General features: G+C 76.1%; 10 protein-coding genes and 2 pseudogenes. 9 read left to right on the top strand and 3 right to left on the bottom strand.

From position 1 onward, the window contains the following. Positions 1–20: 20 nt before the first annotated feature. Positions 21–1,448 (bottom strand): FAD-dependent oxidoreductase, encoded by a 1,428-nt coding sequence (locus ACQEVS_RS29600; protein WP_433025560.1) that lies wholly within the window; start codon positions 1,446–1,448, stop codon positions 21–23. A 378-nt stretch (positions 1,449–1,826) separates the two neighbouring features. Here ACQEVS_RS29600 and ACQEVS_RS29595 point away from each other — a divergent pair, with 378 nt between their 5' ends. Beyond that, entirely contained in the window at positions 1,827–3,095 is a 1,269-nt protein-coding gene (locus ACQEVS_RS29595; protein ID WP_433025557.1) for an MFS transporter, read from the top strand. Between the two features lie 268 nt (positions 3,096–3,363). Here the strand turns inward: ACQEVS_RS29595 and ACQEVS_RS29590 are convergent. Further along, a pseudogene (locus ACQEVS_RS29590) lies at positions 3,364–4,832 on the bottom strand (MFS transporter). Positions 4,833–5,372: 540 nt separating this feature from the next. Here ACQEVS_RS29590 and ACQEVS_RS29585 point away from each other — a divergent pair. Continuing rightward, positions 5,373–5,942 carry a flavin reductase family protein gene (locus tag ACQEVS_RS29585; RefSeq protein ID WP_433025554.1) on the top strand — a complete coding sequence of 190 codons (570 nt, stop codon included), beginning with the start codon at positions 5,373–5,375 and terminating at the stop codon, positions 5,940–5,942. A gap of 13 nt (positions 5,943–5,955) precedes the next feature. Then, a complete protein-coding gene (locus ACQEVS_RS29580; RefSeq protein WP_433025551.1) occupies positions 5,956–6,471 on the top strand; it encodes a pyridoxamine 5'-phosphate oxidase family protein in 516 nt (171 codons plus the stop codon). On the opposite strand, the gene ACQEVS_RS29575 is transcribed toward ACQEVS_RS29580, so the two are convergent. Then, on the bottom strand, positions 6,427–8,469 hold the full coding sequence (locus tag ACQEVS_RS29575; RefSeq protein ID WP_433025548.1) for a hypothetical protein: 2,043 nt from the start codon (positions 8,467–8,469) through the stop codon (positions 6,427–6,429). The genes ACQEVS_RS29580 and ACQEVS_RS29575 overlap by 45 nt on opposite strands. 323 nt (positions 8,470–8,792) lie before the next feature. On the opposite strand from ACQEVS_RS29575, the gene ACQEVS_RS29570 reads away from it, so the two are divergent. From ACQEVS_RS29570 to ACQEVS_RS29545, 6 genes and pseudogenes are all read left to right on the top strand, one after another. Beyond that, positions 8,793–10,484 carry an aromatic amino acid lyase gene (locus ACQEVS_RS29570; RefSeq protein WP_433025545.1) on the top strand — a complete coding sequence of 564 codons (1,692 nt, stop codon included), beginning with the start codon at positions 8,793–8,795 and terminating at the stop codon, positions 10,482–10,484. After that, positions 10,474–10,830: an acyl carrier protein gene (locus tag ACQEVS_RS29565; protein WP_433025542.1), complete on the top strand. Its 357-nt coding sequence runs from the start codon at positions 10,474–10,476 to the stop codon at positions 10,828–10,830. Before ACQEVS_RS29570 ends, ACQEVS_RS29565 begins: the two co-directional genes overlap by 11 nt. Next, a complete protein-coding gene (locus ACQEVS_RS29560; RefSeq protein WP_433025539.1) occupies positions 10,827–13,187 on the top strand; it encodes a beta-ketoacyl synthase N-terminal-like domain-containing protein in 2,361 nt (786 codons plus the stop codon). The genes ACQEVS_RS29565 and ACQEVS_RS29560 overlap by 4 nt, the downstream gene beginning before the upstream one ends. Next, positions 13,187–14,311, top strand: a complete 1,125-nt coding sequence (locus tag ACQEVS_RS29555; protein ID WP_433025536.1) for a hypothetical protein — start codon at positions 13,187–13,189, stop codon at positions 14,309–14,311. Before ACQEVS_RS29560 ends, ACQEVS_RS29555 begins: the two co-directional genes overlap by 1 nt. Further along, entirely contained in the window at positions 14,308–15,600 is a 1,293-nt protein-coding gene (locus tag ACQEVS_RS29550) for a styrene monooxygenase/indole monooxygenase family protein (RefSeq protein ID WP_433025533.1), read from the top strand. The genes ACQEVS_RS29555 and ACQEVS_RS29550 overlap by 4 nt, the downstream gene beginning before the upstream one ends. Beyond that, positions 15,570–16,339, top strand: a pseudogene (locus ACQEVS_RS29545) (SDR family NAD(P)-dependent oxidoreductase). The gene ACQEVS_RS29550 and the pseudogene ACQEVS_RS29545 overlap by 31 nt, the downstream one beginning before the upstream one ends. Positions 16,340–16,378: the final 39 nt, after the last annotated feature.

Below are 16,378 nucleotides of genomic sequence, written 5' to 3'. Positions count from 1 at the left end.
GCGTGAGCGGGCGTCCGCGGTCAGGGGCGGGGTGCGTGCCGGGCGAGGTGGCGGGTGATGCGCTGGGCGGCGAACTCGGTGCCGGCGACGAAGCGGAGCATCGGTCCGAACGTGGGCGCGGCGAGGGCGCCGGTGAAGTACAGGCCGGGGACGGACGACCGGAAGGCTCCGGTCAGGCGCGGGGCCCCCGAGCCCGGCACGCGGGCCACCGCCTGCCGCAGGGGCGGGGGCAGGAAGGAGAGGGCGGCGAGGTCGACGCGGTAGCCGGTGGCGGCCAGCACATGGTCGGCGACGAACTCGCGGGGGGCGTCTCCCGGGCCCGTCAGCGTCATGCGCGCCCGCTCCCCCTCGGGGTCGGCGCGCTCGACGCGGCATCCGGTGTGGACGGGGACGACGCCCTCGACGCGGTCGCGCAGCCACCAGCCGCCCGAGGGGCCCAGGGCGCGGCGGTGGATCAACAGGCGTGCGGGTGAGGGAAGTCGGCCGACCGCCTGGGGCGCGGCGCACAGTCCGGCCAGGACCCAGCCGGTGCCGAGCGGCGAGGCCGGCCGGGCGAGCCGGTCGAGGAGCGGCCGTTCGAGGACCGGGGTGTCGCCCCACCGCACCCGTGGGGCGCGGACCAGGACGGACGGCCGGGCACCGGCTTCGTACAGCAGCGCGGCGCTCTCCAGCGCCGACTGCCCGCCGCCGACCACGGCGACCCGCATCCCGGCGTACCGGGAGAGGTCGGTGTGGTGGCTGGTGTGGGACAGCAGCGCGTCGGGGCCCGGGCCCTGCGGCGCCAACGGCCGCAGCTCGTACGGGACATGGGCCAGCGCCCCCAGGCCGGTGGCGACGACCACCGCCGAGGCCGGCAGCGGCTCCCCGTCGTCGAGCCGGACGGTGAAGCCGCCCGGGTCGCGCTCGACGGACGTCACCCGCCGCGGGTCGACGTCGTCGACGAAGCGCGCGGCGAACCACATCCCGTAGGCGACGAAGACCTCGCAGGGGATGGGGGTGAGTTCGGTCAGCTCCGGTTCCCGGCGCTCGCGCCGGAAGTCGGCCAGCCGGCCGTCCGCCCGGGGCGTCGACAGATCGGTGGCCGCGGGCGTGGATTTCAGGTACATGCCGGTCGCCATCGCGTGCCGCCAGCTGCCCATCACCTCGCCGAACACCCGTACAGGGAGGCCGCGTTCACGGAGGTGCGCCGCGACCGACAGGCCGTACGGCCCAGCGCCGATCACCACCACGGTACGGTCGCGGCGGCCGGCCGGGCCCCGGGTCGAGGCGCGTCCGGCCGAAGCGCCCTCGACCGAAGCGCCCTCGGTCGGAGCGTCGTCGGCCGAAGCCTCCTTGGCCGAGGCGTCGTCGGCCGAAGCGCCGCCAGGCGAAGCCTCCTTGGCCGAAGCTTGCTTGGCCGAAGCGTTCTTGCCCGCGGCGTGCGGCCACCGCGGAATCGACTGCGTCATCCGTCCCCCTGCTCGCCGGCGCACCGCCCTCAGCGCGCGAGCCCACATGCTCCGGAGCCCCGACGACGGGTCCACGGCTCCGAGCCCCCGCAACAGTCTGCCCTGCCCGGGGGTCCCGCCACGCGTTTTTGTCGCTATTTGACGTTAACCGCCCAAACCCATCACGCGCGGACGCGAACCGGAGGGGCGCGTGACCGTCGCCACGTGAGCGAATTCACCGCCCAAAACGGACTTTTCCTCTTATTGGCGCACTTAAGCTGTACGGATGCCCCCGCCTCAGCCCTCGCCCTGCCCACCCCTGCCCGCTTCCGGTCCCCCTCCCTCTCCCCTTCCCCGTCCCCGTCCCTGCCGGAGGCGCCCCCGGGCGGGCGGCGGGCCATGCTGGTGTGGGGCGTCGGCGTGGGCGTGTACCTCGTCGCGATCGTCTTCCGGACCAGCCTCGGGGTCGCGGGGCTCGACGCCGCGGACCGCTTCCACATCAACGCGTCCGCCCTCTCGACGTTCTCGATCCTCCAGCTGCTGATCTACGCGGGGATGCAGATCCCCGTCGGGCTGATGATCGACCGGCTCGGCACCAGGCGGGTCCTCGCCCTCGGCGCCCTGCTGTTCACCGCCGGCCAGCTCGGCTTCGCGCTGAGCCCCACCTACGGCACCGCGCTGGTGTCGCGCGCGCTGCTCGGCTGCGGGGACGCCATGACGTTCATCAGCGTGCTGCGGCTGGGCTCGCGCTGGTTCCCCGCCCACCGGGCGCCGGTGATCTCGCAGGTGGCGGCCCTGATCGGAACGGTCGGCAGCCTCGTCTCCACGCTCGTCATCCCCCGGGCGCTGCACGGCCTCGGCTGGACCGCGACGTTCGCGGGCAGCTCGGTGGCCGGCGCCCTGGTGCTCGTCCTGACCCTGCTGTTCCTCAAGGACCACCCGGAGGGGCACACACCGCCGCCCGCGCCGGCCGCGGGTGTGGAGTACATCCGGCGGCAGATCGCCGCCGCTTGGCGGGAGCCGGGCACCCGGCTGGGCATGTGGGTGCACTTCACGGCCCAGTTCCCGGCGACGGTCTTCATGCTGTTGTGGGGGCTCCCCTTCCTCGTCCAGGCGCAGGGCCTGACCCGGGAGGCGGCCGGCGGGCTGCTCGCCCTGTCCGCGGTGTCCGCCATGGCGGTCGGACCGGTGTACGGGCAGGTGATCTCCCGCCGTCCCGCGGCCCGTACCGCGCTGGCGCTCGGCACGGTGGCCACGACCGCCCTGGTGTGGGCGGCCGTGCTCGGCTGGCCGGGGGCGCACGCGCCGATGTGGCTGCTGACGGCGCTGTGCCTGGTGCTCGGCGCGTGCGGCCCGGCGTCGGTGATCGGCTTCGACTGCGCCCGCCCCGCGAACCCGCCGGAGCGGCAGGGCACCGCCTCGGGCATCGTCAACATGGGCGGTTTCATCGCCTCGATCACGACACTGCTGGCCATCGGCCTCCTGCTGGACGCCACCGGCGACGACTACCGGATCGCCTTCTCGTCGGTGTTCGTCGTCCAGGCACTCGGCGTCTCCCGCATCCTCCGGCTCCGGCCGCGTGCGGCGGGGCGGGGTGACGGCCCGCGGCGGCTGATCGTGGCCGTCGGGGGCGGCGGACGCGGCGATCGGGTGCGCGTCCCGGCCTGATCTCCTGCGGGCGGACGGCGGGGAAGGGCCGGACCGGGGTTGATCACCTTCGCGGGACCGACGGCCGGGGGCGGGCCGGACGGGCTGATCGCTTGCGCGGGAGGGGCGGACGTCCGGGGGTGGGCGGGACGATCCTGCCCCCTGCGCGGGGACGGGCGGCCGGGAGCGTCGGACGGCCCTGGCCGCCCGCGTAGGCGGTGCCCCCGTCGCGCCCGTTCCGCCGGCCCCTCCCTTCGGCGCGCCCGTCCCGTCGACCCGCCCGTTGTGATCACCCCGCCCGTTCCGTCGCCGCGTCCGTGCGCCGGGTCGCCGGTGAGCGGCGGTAGAGCGGGACGGCGACGAGGAGGCAGACGGCGAAGGCGGCGGCCAGGCAGCGGAAGGCGGCGTGGTAACCGGCCAGTTCCGCCTGGGCGCGGGCGGCCGCGTCCGGGGCGGCGCGCCCGGCAAGGCGGGCGGCGGCGGTGGCCGTGGAGACGGTGGTGAGCAGGGCGACGCCGATCGAACCGCCCACGTACTGCATGGCGTTGACCGTCGCCGAGGCCACTCCCGAATCGGCCGGCGCCACCCCCAGGGTGGCCAGGCTGGTGGTGCCCGTGATGATCGTGCCGAGTCCGGCGCCGGCGAGGACGAGCGCCGGGAGGACGGCGGCGGGATACGGGCTGTCGGGGCCGAGGGTGCCCAGCAGGAGCAGGCCGGAGGCGGCCAGGGCCGCGCCGGCCGCGATCACCGTCCGGGGCCCGAGGCGCGGCAGGAGGACGCGGGTGGCCAGGGGCGACGTCGCGATGAGCGCGGCGATCATCGGGAGGTAGGCGAGCCCGGTCGTCGCCGGGCCGTACCCCAGGGAGCGCTGGAGGTAGTAGGTGCCGAAGAGGAAGATGCCGAAGACCGCCGAACTGGTCTGGAGGAGGGCGATCAGGGAGGCGGCCCGGTCGCGGTCGAGGACGACGCGCGGCGGCAGCAGCGGGTGCCGCGCCCGGGTCTGCCACCAGGCGAAGGCGGTGAGCAGGGCGCCGGCGGCGGCGAGGAACCCCCAGGTGGCGACGGCGGACCACGGGTGGTTCCCGGCCGCTGCGAAGCCGTAGACCAGGCAGAACAGGCCGGTTCCGACGAGCAGGGTGCCGGGGACGTCGAGCCGGGAGGTGCGGGGGTGCCGGGCGCGGTCGAGGAGCAGCGCCCCGGCGGCCAGGGCCAGGCCGGCGACGACGGTGTTGGCGTACATGGCCGAGCGCCAGCCCAGGTACTGCGTGAGGACGCCGCCGAGCGGCATGCCCACCGCGCCGCCCGCGCCCGCCGCCGCGCCCCAGACGCCGAACGCCGTCGCGCGCTCCCCGGGTCGGTAAAGGTGATGTTGACGAGCGAGAGGGCGGCGGGGGCCAGCAGGGCGCTGGAGAGGCCCTGTCCGGCGCGGGCCGCGACGAGGACGCCGAAGCCGCCGGCCACGCCCGCGAGGGCGGAGGTTCCGGCGAAGCCGGCCAGTCCGGCGAGGAAGGCGGCCCGCCGGCCGAACAGGTCGGCGACCCGGCCGCCGAGCAGCAGGAGACTGCCGAAGGCGAGCGCGTAGGCGGTGACGATCCACTGCCGGCCGCCGTCGGAGAAGCCCAGGTCGGCCTGGGCCGAGGGCAGCGCGATGTTCATGACGGTGCCGTCGAGGACCACCAGCAGCTGGGCCGTGCTCAGGACGCCCAGGATCCACCAGCGGCGGCGCGGCGCGGAAGTGGTGCGGTGCGGGGGTGGCATGGCGGTGGTCTCTCCCGGGGGCGCGGGCGGGCGTACGCGGACCGGACGGTCCGGCCGGACACACGGGCCGGACGCTGTGCGCCGTCCTCGCGGACCGACGATCCGTACGGGCCGACGGTCCGAACGGGCCGACGATGCGCACGGACCGGCGTACCGGCGTACCGGATGAACCGACGATCCGGACCGGCCGATGATCCGGATCGACCGAGGACCCGGACCGACCGAAGACTCGACAGAAAGCCGGTCCGCATGGCGAAGAGAAAACACGGAGTGAGCGGTCGGCGCGGAATTCGCCGCCGCTTTCCAGCGTAAACGAGCCGCCCTTCCGAGCGGGTGAAGTCACGCTAAATCCCATGGTCCGCAGACCTCATAACCGGATCGTCCGACCGATTTCCCGTGTCCCTATACCTCGTTGGAAGGGATTCCCTCCGACGGCGATAATCGTCGTAACGTCCTGGCGTATGGTCGACGTGTGCTGTTCGCCTGTTGACCCGCCCGCCCGGGGCCACACCCGCGCGGGCCGGAGTAGGGACGGGGACGATGGAACACACGGCGGGTACCGGACTGGCGGAGCGGGATTTCCGGGCGGCGATGCGGCACCTGCCGACGGCTGTCGCGGTGCTGACGGTGCTCACGCGGGCCGGGCCGGCCGGGATGACCGCCGGATCGGTCACTTCCGTTTCGATGGATCCCGAGCTGCTGTCGGTGTGCCTGCGCCGGGGCAGCCGGCTCACCGGCGCGATCGCCGACTCGGGCGGGTTCGTCGTCAACCTGCTCCAGGAGCACCAGGCGGCGGTCGCCCGCTGGTTCGCCTCGTCCGAACGCTTCGGTACGGGCGACGAGTTCCGCGGGATCGGCTGGCACCCCGCGCCGAACGGGGGCCATCCGATCCTGGCCGACGCCGCCTGCGTGTTCGAGTGCCGTACGGAGGGGCAGGTGCCGAACGGCGACCATCTCCTCACGATCGGATGGGTGACCGCGAGCAAGGTCAAGCCGTCGGCGCGTCCGCTGCTCAGCTACCTGGGCCGGTTCCACCGGATCGGTGGCGCTCCGGCCGACGAGGTGCCGGCGCAGGGCGGAGCCGCGCGGACCGGGCCGTTCCGTCCCTGAGGAGAGCGGACTGATGGTCGCGTGGAGCGCCTTCACCGCCGCCGAACCGGCGTTCGCGGCAACCGTGAAGGCCGCCTTCGACGCCGACCGGCACGCCCTGCTCGCCACCCTGCGGCGGGACGGCGCGCCCCGGATCAGCGGCGTGGAGCCGGTCTTCCACGCCGCTGACCTCTGGCTCTTCGTCATGCCGGGCTCGGTCAAGTCCGCCGATCTGCGCCACGATCCGCGCTGTGCCCTGCACAGCGCCACCAGCGAGCGCCGGTGCGGCCGGCACAACCCGGCCGGGACGGCCGGAGTGTCGGCGGACGACGCCAAGATCAGCGGGCGGGCGGTGGCCGTCACCGATCCGGCGGTCGCGGCCGGCTTCCTGCGGGCGCTGCGGGCCCGCGCGGCCCTCCCGCCCGGCCCCGGGCCGGAGCTGCTGCGGCTCGACATCACGGAGGTGGCCACGGTGCGCGCCACCGAGCGGGGGTCCGTCGTACGGTCATGGAGTGCCGGGGGGCCGCTGCGGGTGCGGCGCCGGTTGTGAGCCGCCGGTTCCGCTCCGCCGGCCGTCGGCCTCGCGGCGCGGCCCGGCCGGACGGACGCGGACGGCGACGGCGCCGGTCCAGCCGCCGCCGGGCGCCGGGACGACCGCGCGGCCGTCCACGCTGACCTCCAGCCTCCCGCCGGGCGGCGCGGCCAGCCGGGCCGTGCGGTCCAGGCGGAGGGCCGACAGGTGGCAGGTGCCCGTGGGGGTCCACCGGCTGCCCGGGCCGAGGGTGAGGACCACTCCGTTGTTGACCACCGGAGCCGCCGTGTTGGTGACGACGCCCAGTTCCCGGAGGTGGGGCGCGTCGACGGCCGCGGTCCGGTGCCGGGCGGTGGTGGCGGAGACGACGCCCGTGAGCCGGGTACGGGTGAGGGTGAGGTGCAGGTTGAGGCCGGGGAGCCGCCGGGTTCCGCCGCGCGTGCCGTTGAGGAGGTCGCCGGTCAGGTCGGCGTCGGTGAACTCGGCCGTGACGTCGGTGGGATGTGGGGCGGCGGTGTCGAAGCCCTCGGCGCGGACCGGCGGGCCGGACGGGTCGCGGTACACGCGGTCGGCGATCTCCAGCGACGCGTCGGGGCCGTGCGGGCCCGGGTCGTCGTCGTCCATGAGCTGCATCAGGACGCCGTCGGCGGACCGCAGGCGCGCGCCACGGGAGCCGTCGACGGTGATCCGCGCGGGCTGCCCCTTGCCGAGGAGTACCGGGCCGGCGGTGTGGAGCACGGTGCCGCCGTCGATGCGGAGGCGGGCGGGGCCGTGCCACAGCACGCCGAAGCGGCGCGAGCGGATGGTGGTGACGCGCGGGACGTGGGTGGCCAACTCCCGCTCCGTCAGGCCCAGTCGCCAGTCGGCGGCCAGTTTCCGTACCGCTTCCCGGGTGCTGTCGCCGTAGTGCAGGGAGCCGTCGCGGATGATGGCGGCGTAGTCGGCGACGTCCAGGTCGCAGCCCAGGAGGTGCTGGGAGACGCCGCAGACGTAGGACCCGTAGCCGCTGCGGGTCGCCGTCACCCGGCTGTTGACCGCCGCGAGTCGGCAGCCCGCGCTGCCGGCCTCGGAGGACAGCACGCCCCAGCCTTCCGAGGTGAGGGCGGAGGCGAGGTAGGCGACGGTGGTACCCGTGCCGCTGAGGTTGGTGGTACGGGCGTTGCCGGTGATGCCGAGGAGCCAGGGTGCGGCTCTCATGTGGCGGGGGTCGACGGTGGGCCGGTAGCCGTCGGGCAGCGTGCCGTCGCGCGTGCGCAGCCCGGAGTCCTTCACGACGACCGTGGCGCCGCCGGTGGCGACCAGCGCGGCGCGCGCCACGCCGTGGCAGGTGATCCGGGCTCCGTCCACCACCAGGCGGGTTCCGGGGCCGGTGGCCGTGAGGGCGGCGCCGTAGCCGACGAAGTCGCAACGGCCGTCGCCGGTGAGGTCGACGCGCGGGGCGCGCAGCAGGTACGAACCGCCGGTGACGTGGACGGCGTTGAAGACCTCGCCGGTGGAGACGACGGTCAGGCCCTCGGCCGCCGACCGGCCGGTCCGGCCGCCGCGCCGCGCGGCGGACACCGAACGGGCGGGGTCCGGGCCGTCGGCACCGACGTACAGCGCCTGCCGGAAGGGGAACGTGAGGCCGTGGTGGCGGACGGTGCACCGCTCGGTCAGAGTGACGGCCACGTCCCCGCGGTACGTCCCCGGGGCGATCCGGGTCCGGTCGTCGGCCGTGAGGACGGTACCGGTCTCGACCCCGTCGACGGTGAGGGTCAGGTCCCCGCCCTCGGGGGCGGTGAGGACGCCGTCGGGTTCGATGGTGAGGCGACGGAGGCGGGTGGTCCGGGTGAGGAGGACGGTGTCGCCGGTGCGCACGGTGAGGGTGGCCGGAGAGGGCGTTCGCGGGTGGTGGCCGGACCCCGTGACCCCCGCGTCGCGGAGGACGAAGACCCCGCCCAGCGCCGCGCCGAGACCGAGGACGTGCCGCCGGGCGGACCGGAGCGGCCCCAAGGGGGCGGGGGGACCCTGTGACATCTGCCGTGCTCCCTCGGGTCGTCCGGCGGTACGGGCCGGCCGCGGGGTGCGGTGGGGCCGTCCGGCGGGGGCGCGGGACACCGGCGGTGCGCGATGCGGCCGGCGGCCGGTGCGCGATCGGCGGTCATCCCATGAATTCCGGAATTACTTATCACAGGGCGCGCGGTATTCCGGTCGAATGGCGCCGCGATTCCGGCGGGAATCCGTCATCGTATTGGCGTACGGATGCCACGTTCGGGTTCTCCTTGTTCCCGGCCCCTGACCCGCGGCGGCGGGATCCGCCTACGATCCGAAAGGAAACCAGGATCAAGGGGGTCGCCGTAATGCCGTTGACGCCTACACAGAATCCGCCGCGGACCGGAACGACCGGCGCGGCCCTGGTATTGGGATCCGACGCACTGCGCGCCGACGAGGTCGCGGACTTCGCACGGCGCCCCGAGGGGCGGGAGATCCGCCTCGACCCCGCCGCCGGGGCGCGGATGACCGCCGCCCAGCGGGTCAAGGACGGGCTCGTCGCCTCCGGACAGCCCGTGTACGGGGTGACCACGGGCTTCGGCGACAGCTGCGGGCGGCACATCGGGCCGGCGAAGGCCGCCGCCCTCCAACGCAACCTCATCTCCGGCCACTTGGCCGGGAGCGGCGACCCGGCGCCGCCCGACGTGACCCGGGCGACCATGCTGATCCGGGCCAACTGCCTGGCCCGCGGCTACTCCGGGGTGCGGGTCGCGCTGGTGGAGCTGCTGGCGGACTGCCTGCGCGAGGACATCCTGCCGCTGATCCCCGAGCGCGGTTCGGTGGGGGCGAGCGGTGACCTCGTCCCGCTGGCGTACCTGGCCGACATGCTGACCGGCAACGGCCGGGTGCTGCACCGGGGCGAGCCCCGGTCCGCCGCGGCGGCGCTGCGCCGGGCCGGTCTCACGCCGGTGGAGCTGGCGCCGAAGGAGGGGCTGGCGCTGATCAACGGCACGTCGTTCATGAGCGGTTACGCGGTCGCGGCCGTCCGGGCGGCGCGCGAGCTGGCCGTCGTCGCGGACCTGTGCACGGCGTTGACGGCGGAGGCCGTCCAGGCCAGCAGCGGCCCGTTCGAACCGTTCCTGCACACGCACAAGCCGCATCCGGGGCAGCTGGCCAGCGCGGCGCGGATCCGCCGCCTGCTGGCGGGCTCCAAGCTGACCGTCGAGCACCAGGAGCGGGTCGGTGCCAACCCCCGGCTCGACGGCGCCGGTTACCAGAGACTGCGCACCGGACTGCAGGATCGTTACTCCGTACGCTGTGCGCCGCATGTGACGGGGGTGCTCAACGACACGCTGGACTGGGTCACCGACTGGCTCGACACCGAGATCAACTCCACTAACGACAACCCCCTGTTCGACCCGGTGGCCGGGGAGGTCCACCACGGCGGCAACTTCTACGGCGGTCACGTCGGGCAGGCGATGGACGCCCTCAAGCTGGCCGTCGCCAGTGTCGGCGACCTGCTGGACCGGCAGGTGGCGCTGGTGGTCGACGAGAAGAGCAACCAGGGCCTGACCGCGAACCTGGTCCGCCCGACGGACGACACCGACGCCGACGCCGGCGTCCACCACGGCTTCAAGGCCGCGCAGATCGCCTGCTCCTCCCTGGCCGCGGAAGCGCTGAAGAACAGCGCCCCGGCGACGGCGTTCTCCCGCTCGACCGAGTCCCACAACCAGGACAAGGTGAGCATGGCCTCCATCGCCGCCCGCGACGCCCGGCGGACCGTCGAACTGGTCGAGAACATCGCCGCGATCGCCCTGGCCGCGCTGTGCCAGGCGGTGGACCTGCGGGGCTGCGAACGGATGGCCCCCGCCACGCGGGCCGCCCGCGACCTGGTGCGCACGGTGAGCCCGTTCGTCGACCGGGACCGGCGGCTCGACACCGATCTCGCCGGGCTCGTCGGCCTGATCCGGTCCGGGCGGCTCACCGCGCCGCTCACGGCACCCGACGCCGAGGCGGCCGACGGGCCGCCCGCACAGCTGGGGAGGTCCCATGTCCGCTGAACCGCGCCCGACCGCACCGCGCGACGCCGCACCACGCGCCGCCGAACCCGTCGTCCGCGCCGCGGTCGGGGCCGTCCTCGGCGCGTCGGCGGCCGAGTGGCCCCCCGACCGCCCGCTGGACGAACTGCCGGACGCGATCTACGACAGCCTGGCCCAACTGGAGGTGCTCACCCGGGTGGAGCGGACACTCGGCCTCCCGCCCCGGCCCGTCGAGCCGGATCGGCTGCGGACCATCCGCGCCATCGTGGCCCTGGTCACGGAGCCCGCCGACGGGCCCGCCGGCAGCCCCGCGACCGCGCGTGCCCCGGCGGAGGCGCGGCGGACGCCGGGGGGCGGTGCCGTATGAGCCCCGCCGCACCGCCGCGCGTCGCCGTCACCGGGGTGTACCTGGCCACCGGACTGGGCGTCGGGACGGACGAGGTCTGGCGGGCCGTGTGCGCCGGCGACTCGGCTCTCGTGCGCTGCTCGGACCTGGCGGACGTGGTGGCGGCACGCCTCCCGGAACACACCGGCCCCACCGACGCCGCCCTCCTCATCCGCCGGGCCGGCCTCGGCGCCCTGCGGCACGCCGCGCTCGGCCCCGATGCCCTCGACCCCTACGAGACCGGCCTCGCCCTCGGGACCAACGCCGGCTCCGAGGAGCTCTGGAAGCGCTACCGGGCGGCCACCGGTCCCGCCCCGCACCCGGCGCACACCTGCGCCGACGACCTCGGCGCGGCCGTCGGCGCCCGGGGGCCCAAGGCGGTCTTCGCCACCGGGTGCGTCGCCGGCGCCAACGCCGTCGGGTACGCGTACGACGCCGTCGCCGCCGGGCGGGCCACGGTCATGCTCGCGGGCGGGTACGAGGCGCTGAACGTCACCACCGTCGCCACGTTCGCCAGCTGGAAGTCGATCGACTCCGCGCCCTGCGCGCCCTACGCCCGCAGCGGCGGCCTGAGCCTCGGGGAGGCGGTGGCGTTCCTGGTGCTGGAGTCGGAGGGGTCGGCGCGGGCGCGCGGGGTGCCCGTCCTCGCCTACCTGCGCGGGTACGGGCTGACCAGCGACGCCCACCACATCACCGCGCCGCCGCCGGACGGCGCCGGGCTGCGGAACGCGATGCTCGGCGCCCTGGGCCGGGCGGGTCTCGGCCCGGACGCGGTCGGGTACGTCAACGGTCACGGCACCGGGACGCCGGCCAACGACACGGCCGAACTCGCCGCGATGCGGGCGGTGTTCACCGGGCCGCACCCGCCGCCGATGAGCAGTTCCAAGCCGCAGGTCGGGCACACGCTGGGGGCCTGCGGTGCCGTCGAGGCGGTGCTGACCACGCTGGCGCTGCGGGACGGGCTCCTCCCGCCGACCGCCAACGCCAACGCCGACGCGGGCGCGGGCGCGGACACGGACGCGGGCACGAGCCCGGCACCCGCCTGGGACGTCGTACCCCGCACCGCGCGACGGGCCGGCATCCGGGTCGCGCTCTCCAACTCGATCGCGTTCGGCGGCGCCTGCTGCTCGCTCGTCCTGGCCCGGGACGGCGGTGAGAACCCGCGACCGCCCGACGCGGACCTGGTGTTCACCGGCGCCGGGGTCGTCTCCCCGCTGGGCCTGGGGCGGCGCGCGTTCCTCGCCGCCCTGCGCGGCCCCGCCCCGGACGGCGCGCCCTTCGTACCGGAGGACCCGGCCGGCTACCTCGCCCCGGGCCACCGGTCGCGGGTCGACGCCCTGGGCGCGCTGACGGTGGCCGCCGCGCGCATGGCCTGGGACGAGGCGGGGCTGCGGGACGGCGCGCGGGTCGGCGTCGTCCTGGCGACCGCCGCCGGGCCGATCGGGACCGTGGAGCGGCTCAACGAGACCGTCCGCCGCGAGGGCCCGGAGTACGTGAGCGCCGTGCACGCGCCGAACATCGTCACCAGCGTGACGGCCGGCTACGCCACCCTGGAGCTGGGCCTCGGCGGCCCGCTCGCGGCCGTCTCGACCGGTGACGCCTCGGGGCTGGTCGCCCTGGGCCACGCGGCCGACCTGATCCGCGCGGGCCAGGCCGACGCCGTCGTCGTCGTGGCGGCCGACGAGGTCACCGACACGCTCGCGCGGGCGTTCGGCGCCTACGGGCTGCGCGGCCCCGGCCCGTCCCGGCCGTACGCGCGGACGCCGGCCCCCGGTCCGCTCGCGCCGGCGGCGGCGGCCGTGGTGCTGGAGGCGGCCGGCCACGCCCGGGCCCGGGGTGCGGACGCGCTCGGCGCGCTGCTCGGGCACGCGGTGACGTCGGGTCCCGGCCGGGCGGCCGACGCGCCACTGTGCGCCGAGAGCTGGTCCCGGGCACTGGACACCGCCCTGCACGGCTCCGCCCCGCACCGGGCCCGCGCGCGCGGCACGGAGGACGTGGACGTCTACGGGTGCGCCCACGGCGTACCGGCCCTGGACGAGGCCGAACTCGCCGCCGTCGCCGCCTGTCTGAAGCCGTCCGGCACCCGGCTGACCGCCCTCGCGGGGGCGGTCGGGCACTGCCAGGCGGCCGGCCCGCTGCTGTCCCTCGTCGCCGCGCTCGACGGCTGCGATGGCGGCCGGCTGCCGTACGCGACGGAGCCGCCCGATCCGCTGCCCGGCGCCCGCGCGTTCCTCTCGGACGCACGGGCGGACGGCCCGCGCCGCGCCCTGGTGACCGCCGTCTCCTGGGGTGGCACGTACGCGGCCGCGGCGGTCGGCCCGGCCGGTGGGGAGCGGTGATGGAGGCGTATCCGGAGCCGTCGCCGCGCGAGTTCCTCACCGAGGTGCTGGCCGCCCCGGAGCGGCCGCCGGGCCCGTCGGTCGTCCGCTGGGACGGGCTGGGGGCGGGGGCGGCCGCGCGGCTGGTGGCGGAGGTGGTGCCGGACCTCGTCGAGGTGTGCACCTCCGGCAGCACGGGCCCCGCCGTCCGCTGGCGGCACAGCAGATGGCAGCTGTGGACGGAGGCGCACCTGCTGGCCGGGCTGGTCCGGGCCGACCGCCCCCGGGCGGTGCTGTCCTTCGCTCCCCCGACCCACCTCTACGGCCTGGTCGCCACGGTGCTGCTGCCCGCCGCGCTCGGCGTCCCGGTCTGCTACTGGCCCCGGTACGGGCTGCCGGTCCCCGCCCTGGACGCGGGCCGGTGGCTGGTGGTCGCCATCCCGTGGGCCTTCCCCGTCCTGCTCCGCGACCCGTCGGTGCTGGGCCGCCGCGAGCACGTCACCGTCCTGCACAGCACGGCGACGCTGCCGGTGACGGCCGGGGAGTTCGCCGCGGCGAACGGCCCCGGGCGGACGCGGCTGGTCGAGGTGTTCGGGTCGACGGAGACCGGTGCCATCGCCCACCGGCAGCGGACCGGCCCGTCGCTCCGCGCGCCGGCGTCGCGGGCGCCGGAGCCCTGGACGCTGATGGACGACGTCCGCTTCGCCCCCGGGCCCGCCGGCCGGCTCACCGTCGCGGGCCCCCGGCTCGCCCTCGGCCCCGACGGGCGGCCGCTGCCCCGGTGGACCACCGACGACCACGTCCGGCGGCTGGACGGCCGCACCTTCCGGTTCCACGGCCGCCGCGCCCGGCTGATCAAGGTCAACGGCCGCCGGATCGACCTCGACGTGCTGGAGGAGCGGCTGCGCGCCGCGCTGTCCTGCGCCGACCTCGCCTGCGTGCCCGTCGCCGACCCGCTCCGCGGCGAGCACGTCGAACTGCTCGTCGCCGCCCCCGGCGAACCGTGCCTGGTCCCCCGGCGGACGACGGAGGTGCTGCGCGAACTCGGCGTCACCGTCGGGCGGATCACCATCGTGGACCGCATCGACCGCGGCGCCACCGGCAAGCTCCGGGGTCCGGCCGCCCGGCGGGCGGTGGGCCCATGAGGATCGCCATCGCCGGGGACGGCGTCGCCGGCCTCCACCTCGCCCTGCGGCTGCGCCAACTGGGCGTCGACGCGACGCTGTTCGGGGCGCGGTCCCCGGAGGACGTACGGCGCGGCCGGGCGCTGAACTTCGTGGCCCGTTCGGGGAGCACCCGCCGCCGCGAGGCCCTGCTGGGCGTCGACTTCTGGACCGCGCCGGATACCCTCGCCGAGACCCGGACGGTCACCGTCCACGGCCCGGAGCCGCTGTCCTTCCGCGCCGACCCCCATCCCGCCTACAGCATGGTCGACTTCCGGCTCTACCTGCCCGCGCTGGTCGAGGAGTACGTGGCGCGGGGCGGCCGGCACGTCGTCACCGAGCTCACCGCGCGGACCGTCCGCGGGCTCGCCGACGGCCACGACCTGGTCGTCGTCGCGGGCGGCCGGGCGGCCGGCGAGCTGTTCCCCCGGGATCCCCGGCGCTCCCCGTTCGACGCCCCGCAGCGAGTGCTGTGCGGCGGGCTGTACCGGGGCGTCGCGGAGGCCGTCCCCCGGAGCATCGAGTTCCATACCGTGCCCGGGGTGGGCGAGGTGCTGCGGATGCCGTTCGTGTGCGCGGACGGCCGCGTCGACGTCCTCGGTCTGGAGGCCATCCCCGGCGGCCCGCTCGAACCCGTCTGCCGCACCCCGTACGCCGAGGACCCGGCCCGCTTCCACGCCGCCGTGCTCGACGCGCTCCGCCGCCATGTGCCCGAGCTGCGCGAGCGGATCGACGAGCGGGAGTTCCGGCTGAACGGGCCGGGCGACCTCGTCCAGGGCGGGGTGGTGCCGGTGGTGCGCCGGGCGTGGCGGGCGCTGGCCGACGGCACCTGGGCGTTCGCGCTCGGGGACGCCTGGTGCGTCAACGACCCCATCACCGCGCAGGGCGCCAACCTGGCCTCGCACTGCGCCCTGGAGTTCGCCGAGGAGGTGGCCGCCGGGCCGCCGTTCGACGAGGCGTTCTGCCGGGCCGCCGAGGAGCGGATGCGGCCGTACGCGGAGAGCGTGGCGCAGTGGACCGCCGCGTTCGTGCGGCCGCCCACCCCGCAGCTGCTGGAGCTGTTCCGGGCGGCGGCCGCGGATCCGGCGGTGGCCGCGGCCTTCGCCGCCAACTTCGACGATCCGCCGGCCATGTGGCACAGCATCGCCACCCCCGAGCGGACCGCCGCCTTCCTCTCCGGTGTCCGCGGGCGGTCCGCGGCGCCGGCTTCCGGAGCGCCGAGCGAACGGAGGACGTCGCCATGGGCCGGCTTGACGACAAGACCGTCCTGATCAGCGGGACCAGTTCGGGGATCGGCCGGGCGGCGGCCGTGGAGTTCGCCCGGGAGGGCGCCCGCGTCGTCGGGTGCGGGCGCGATCCCCGGCGGGCGGACGAGACCGTCCGGCTGGTGAAGGAGGCGGGCGGGGAGATGGTGTCGCTCGCGCCGGTCGACCTGTCGACGCGGGAGGGCGCCGAGGCGTGGATCGGCTTCGCCCTCGACGCCTTCGGCCCGTTCGACGTCCTGTGCAACAACGCGTCGTCGCTGCGGAACGCGCCGTTCGACCAGTTGGGCCCGGACGACTGGGAGCACACCGTCCGCAACGAGCTCGACCTCGTCTACCTGTGCACCCGGGCCGCGTGGCCGCATCTGGTCGCGCGGGGCGGCGGGGTCGTCCTCAACATCGCGTCGATCTCCGGTTCGCGCGGCGCCCTGTTCGTCGAGCAGGCGGCGCACGGCGCGGCGAAGGGGGTGTGCTCGCGCTGACCCGGCACCTGTGCGGCGCGGGCGCGGCGCACGGGATCCGGGTCAACTCCATCAGCCCCGGGCTGATCCGGACCCGTGCGACGGCCCCGCACATCGACGACCCGGGCGGCGGGGTGCCCGGTCTGCTGCGGCGGATCCCGGCCGGGCGGGTGGGCCGGCCGGAGGAGGTGGCCGCGCTGGCGGCGTTCCTGGCGTCGGACGCGGCGGCGTACGTCAACGGCGCGGACGTCGTCGTCGACGGGGGTGTCAGCGCGATGGCGGGCTGAGCGGGGCGCGGCCGGGACCGCGCGGACGACCGGGGCACC

This window comes from Streptomyces sp. CA-181903 (assembly GCF_050937075.1).
Lineage (GTDB): Bacteria > Actinomycetota > Actinomycetes > Streptomycetales > Streptomycetaceae > Streptomyces.
The sequence above is the reverse complement of the archived record's forward strand: the minus strand, read 5'-3'. Positions and strand labels throughout refer to the sequence as shown.

Excerpts from the sequence above, each read along its gene's own strand:
- ACQEVS_RS29600 (WP_433025560.1), bottom strand. The coding sequence starts at position 1,448 with ATGACGCAGTCGATTCCGCGGTGGCCGCACGCCGCGGGCAAGAACGCT.
- ACQEVS_RS29595 (WP_433025557.1), top strand. The coding sequence starts at position 1,827 with ATGCTGGTGTGGGGCGTCGGCGTGGGCGTGTACCTCGTCGCGATCGTC.
- ACQEVS_RS29585 (WP_433025554.1), top strand. The coding sequence starts at position 5,373 with ATGGAACACACGGCGGGTACCGGACTGGCGGAGCGGGATTTCCGGGCG.
- ACQEVS_RS29580 (WP_433025551.1), top strand. The coding sequence starts at position 5,956 with ATGGTCGCGTGGAGCGCCTTCACCGCCGCCGAACCGGCGTTCGCGGCA.
- ACQEVS_RS29575 (WP_433025548.1), bottom strand. The coding sequence starts at position 8,469 with ATGTCACAGGGTCCCCCCGCCCCCTTGGGGCCGCTCCGGTCCGCCCGG.
- ACQEVS_RS29570 (WP_433025545.1), top strand. The coding sequence starts at position 8,793 with ATGCCGTTGACGCCTACACAGAATCCGCCGCGGACCGGAACGACCGGC.
- ACQEVS_RS29565 (WP_433025542.1), top strand. The coding sequence starts at position 10,474 with ATGTCCGCTGAACCGCGCCCGACCGCACCGCGCGACGCCGCACCACGC.
- ACQEVS_RS29560 (WP_433025539.1), top strand. The coding sequence starts at position 10,827 with ATGAGCCCCGCCGCACCGCCGCGCGTCGCCGTCACCGGGGTGTACCTG.
- ACQEVS_RS29555 (WP_433025536.1), top strand. The coding sequence starts at position 13,187 with ATGGAGGCGTATCCGGAGCCGTCGCCGCGCGAGTTCCTCACCGAGGTG.
- ACQEVS_RS29550 (WP_433025533.1), top strand. The coding sequence starts at position 14,308 with ATGAGGATCGCCATCGCCGGGGACGGCGTCGCCGGCCTCCACCTCGCC.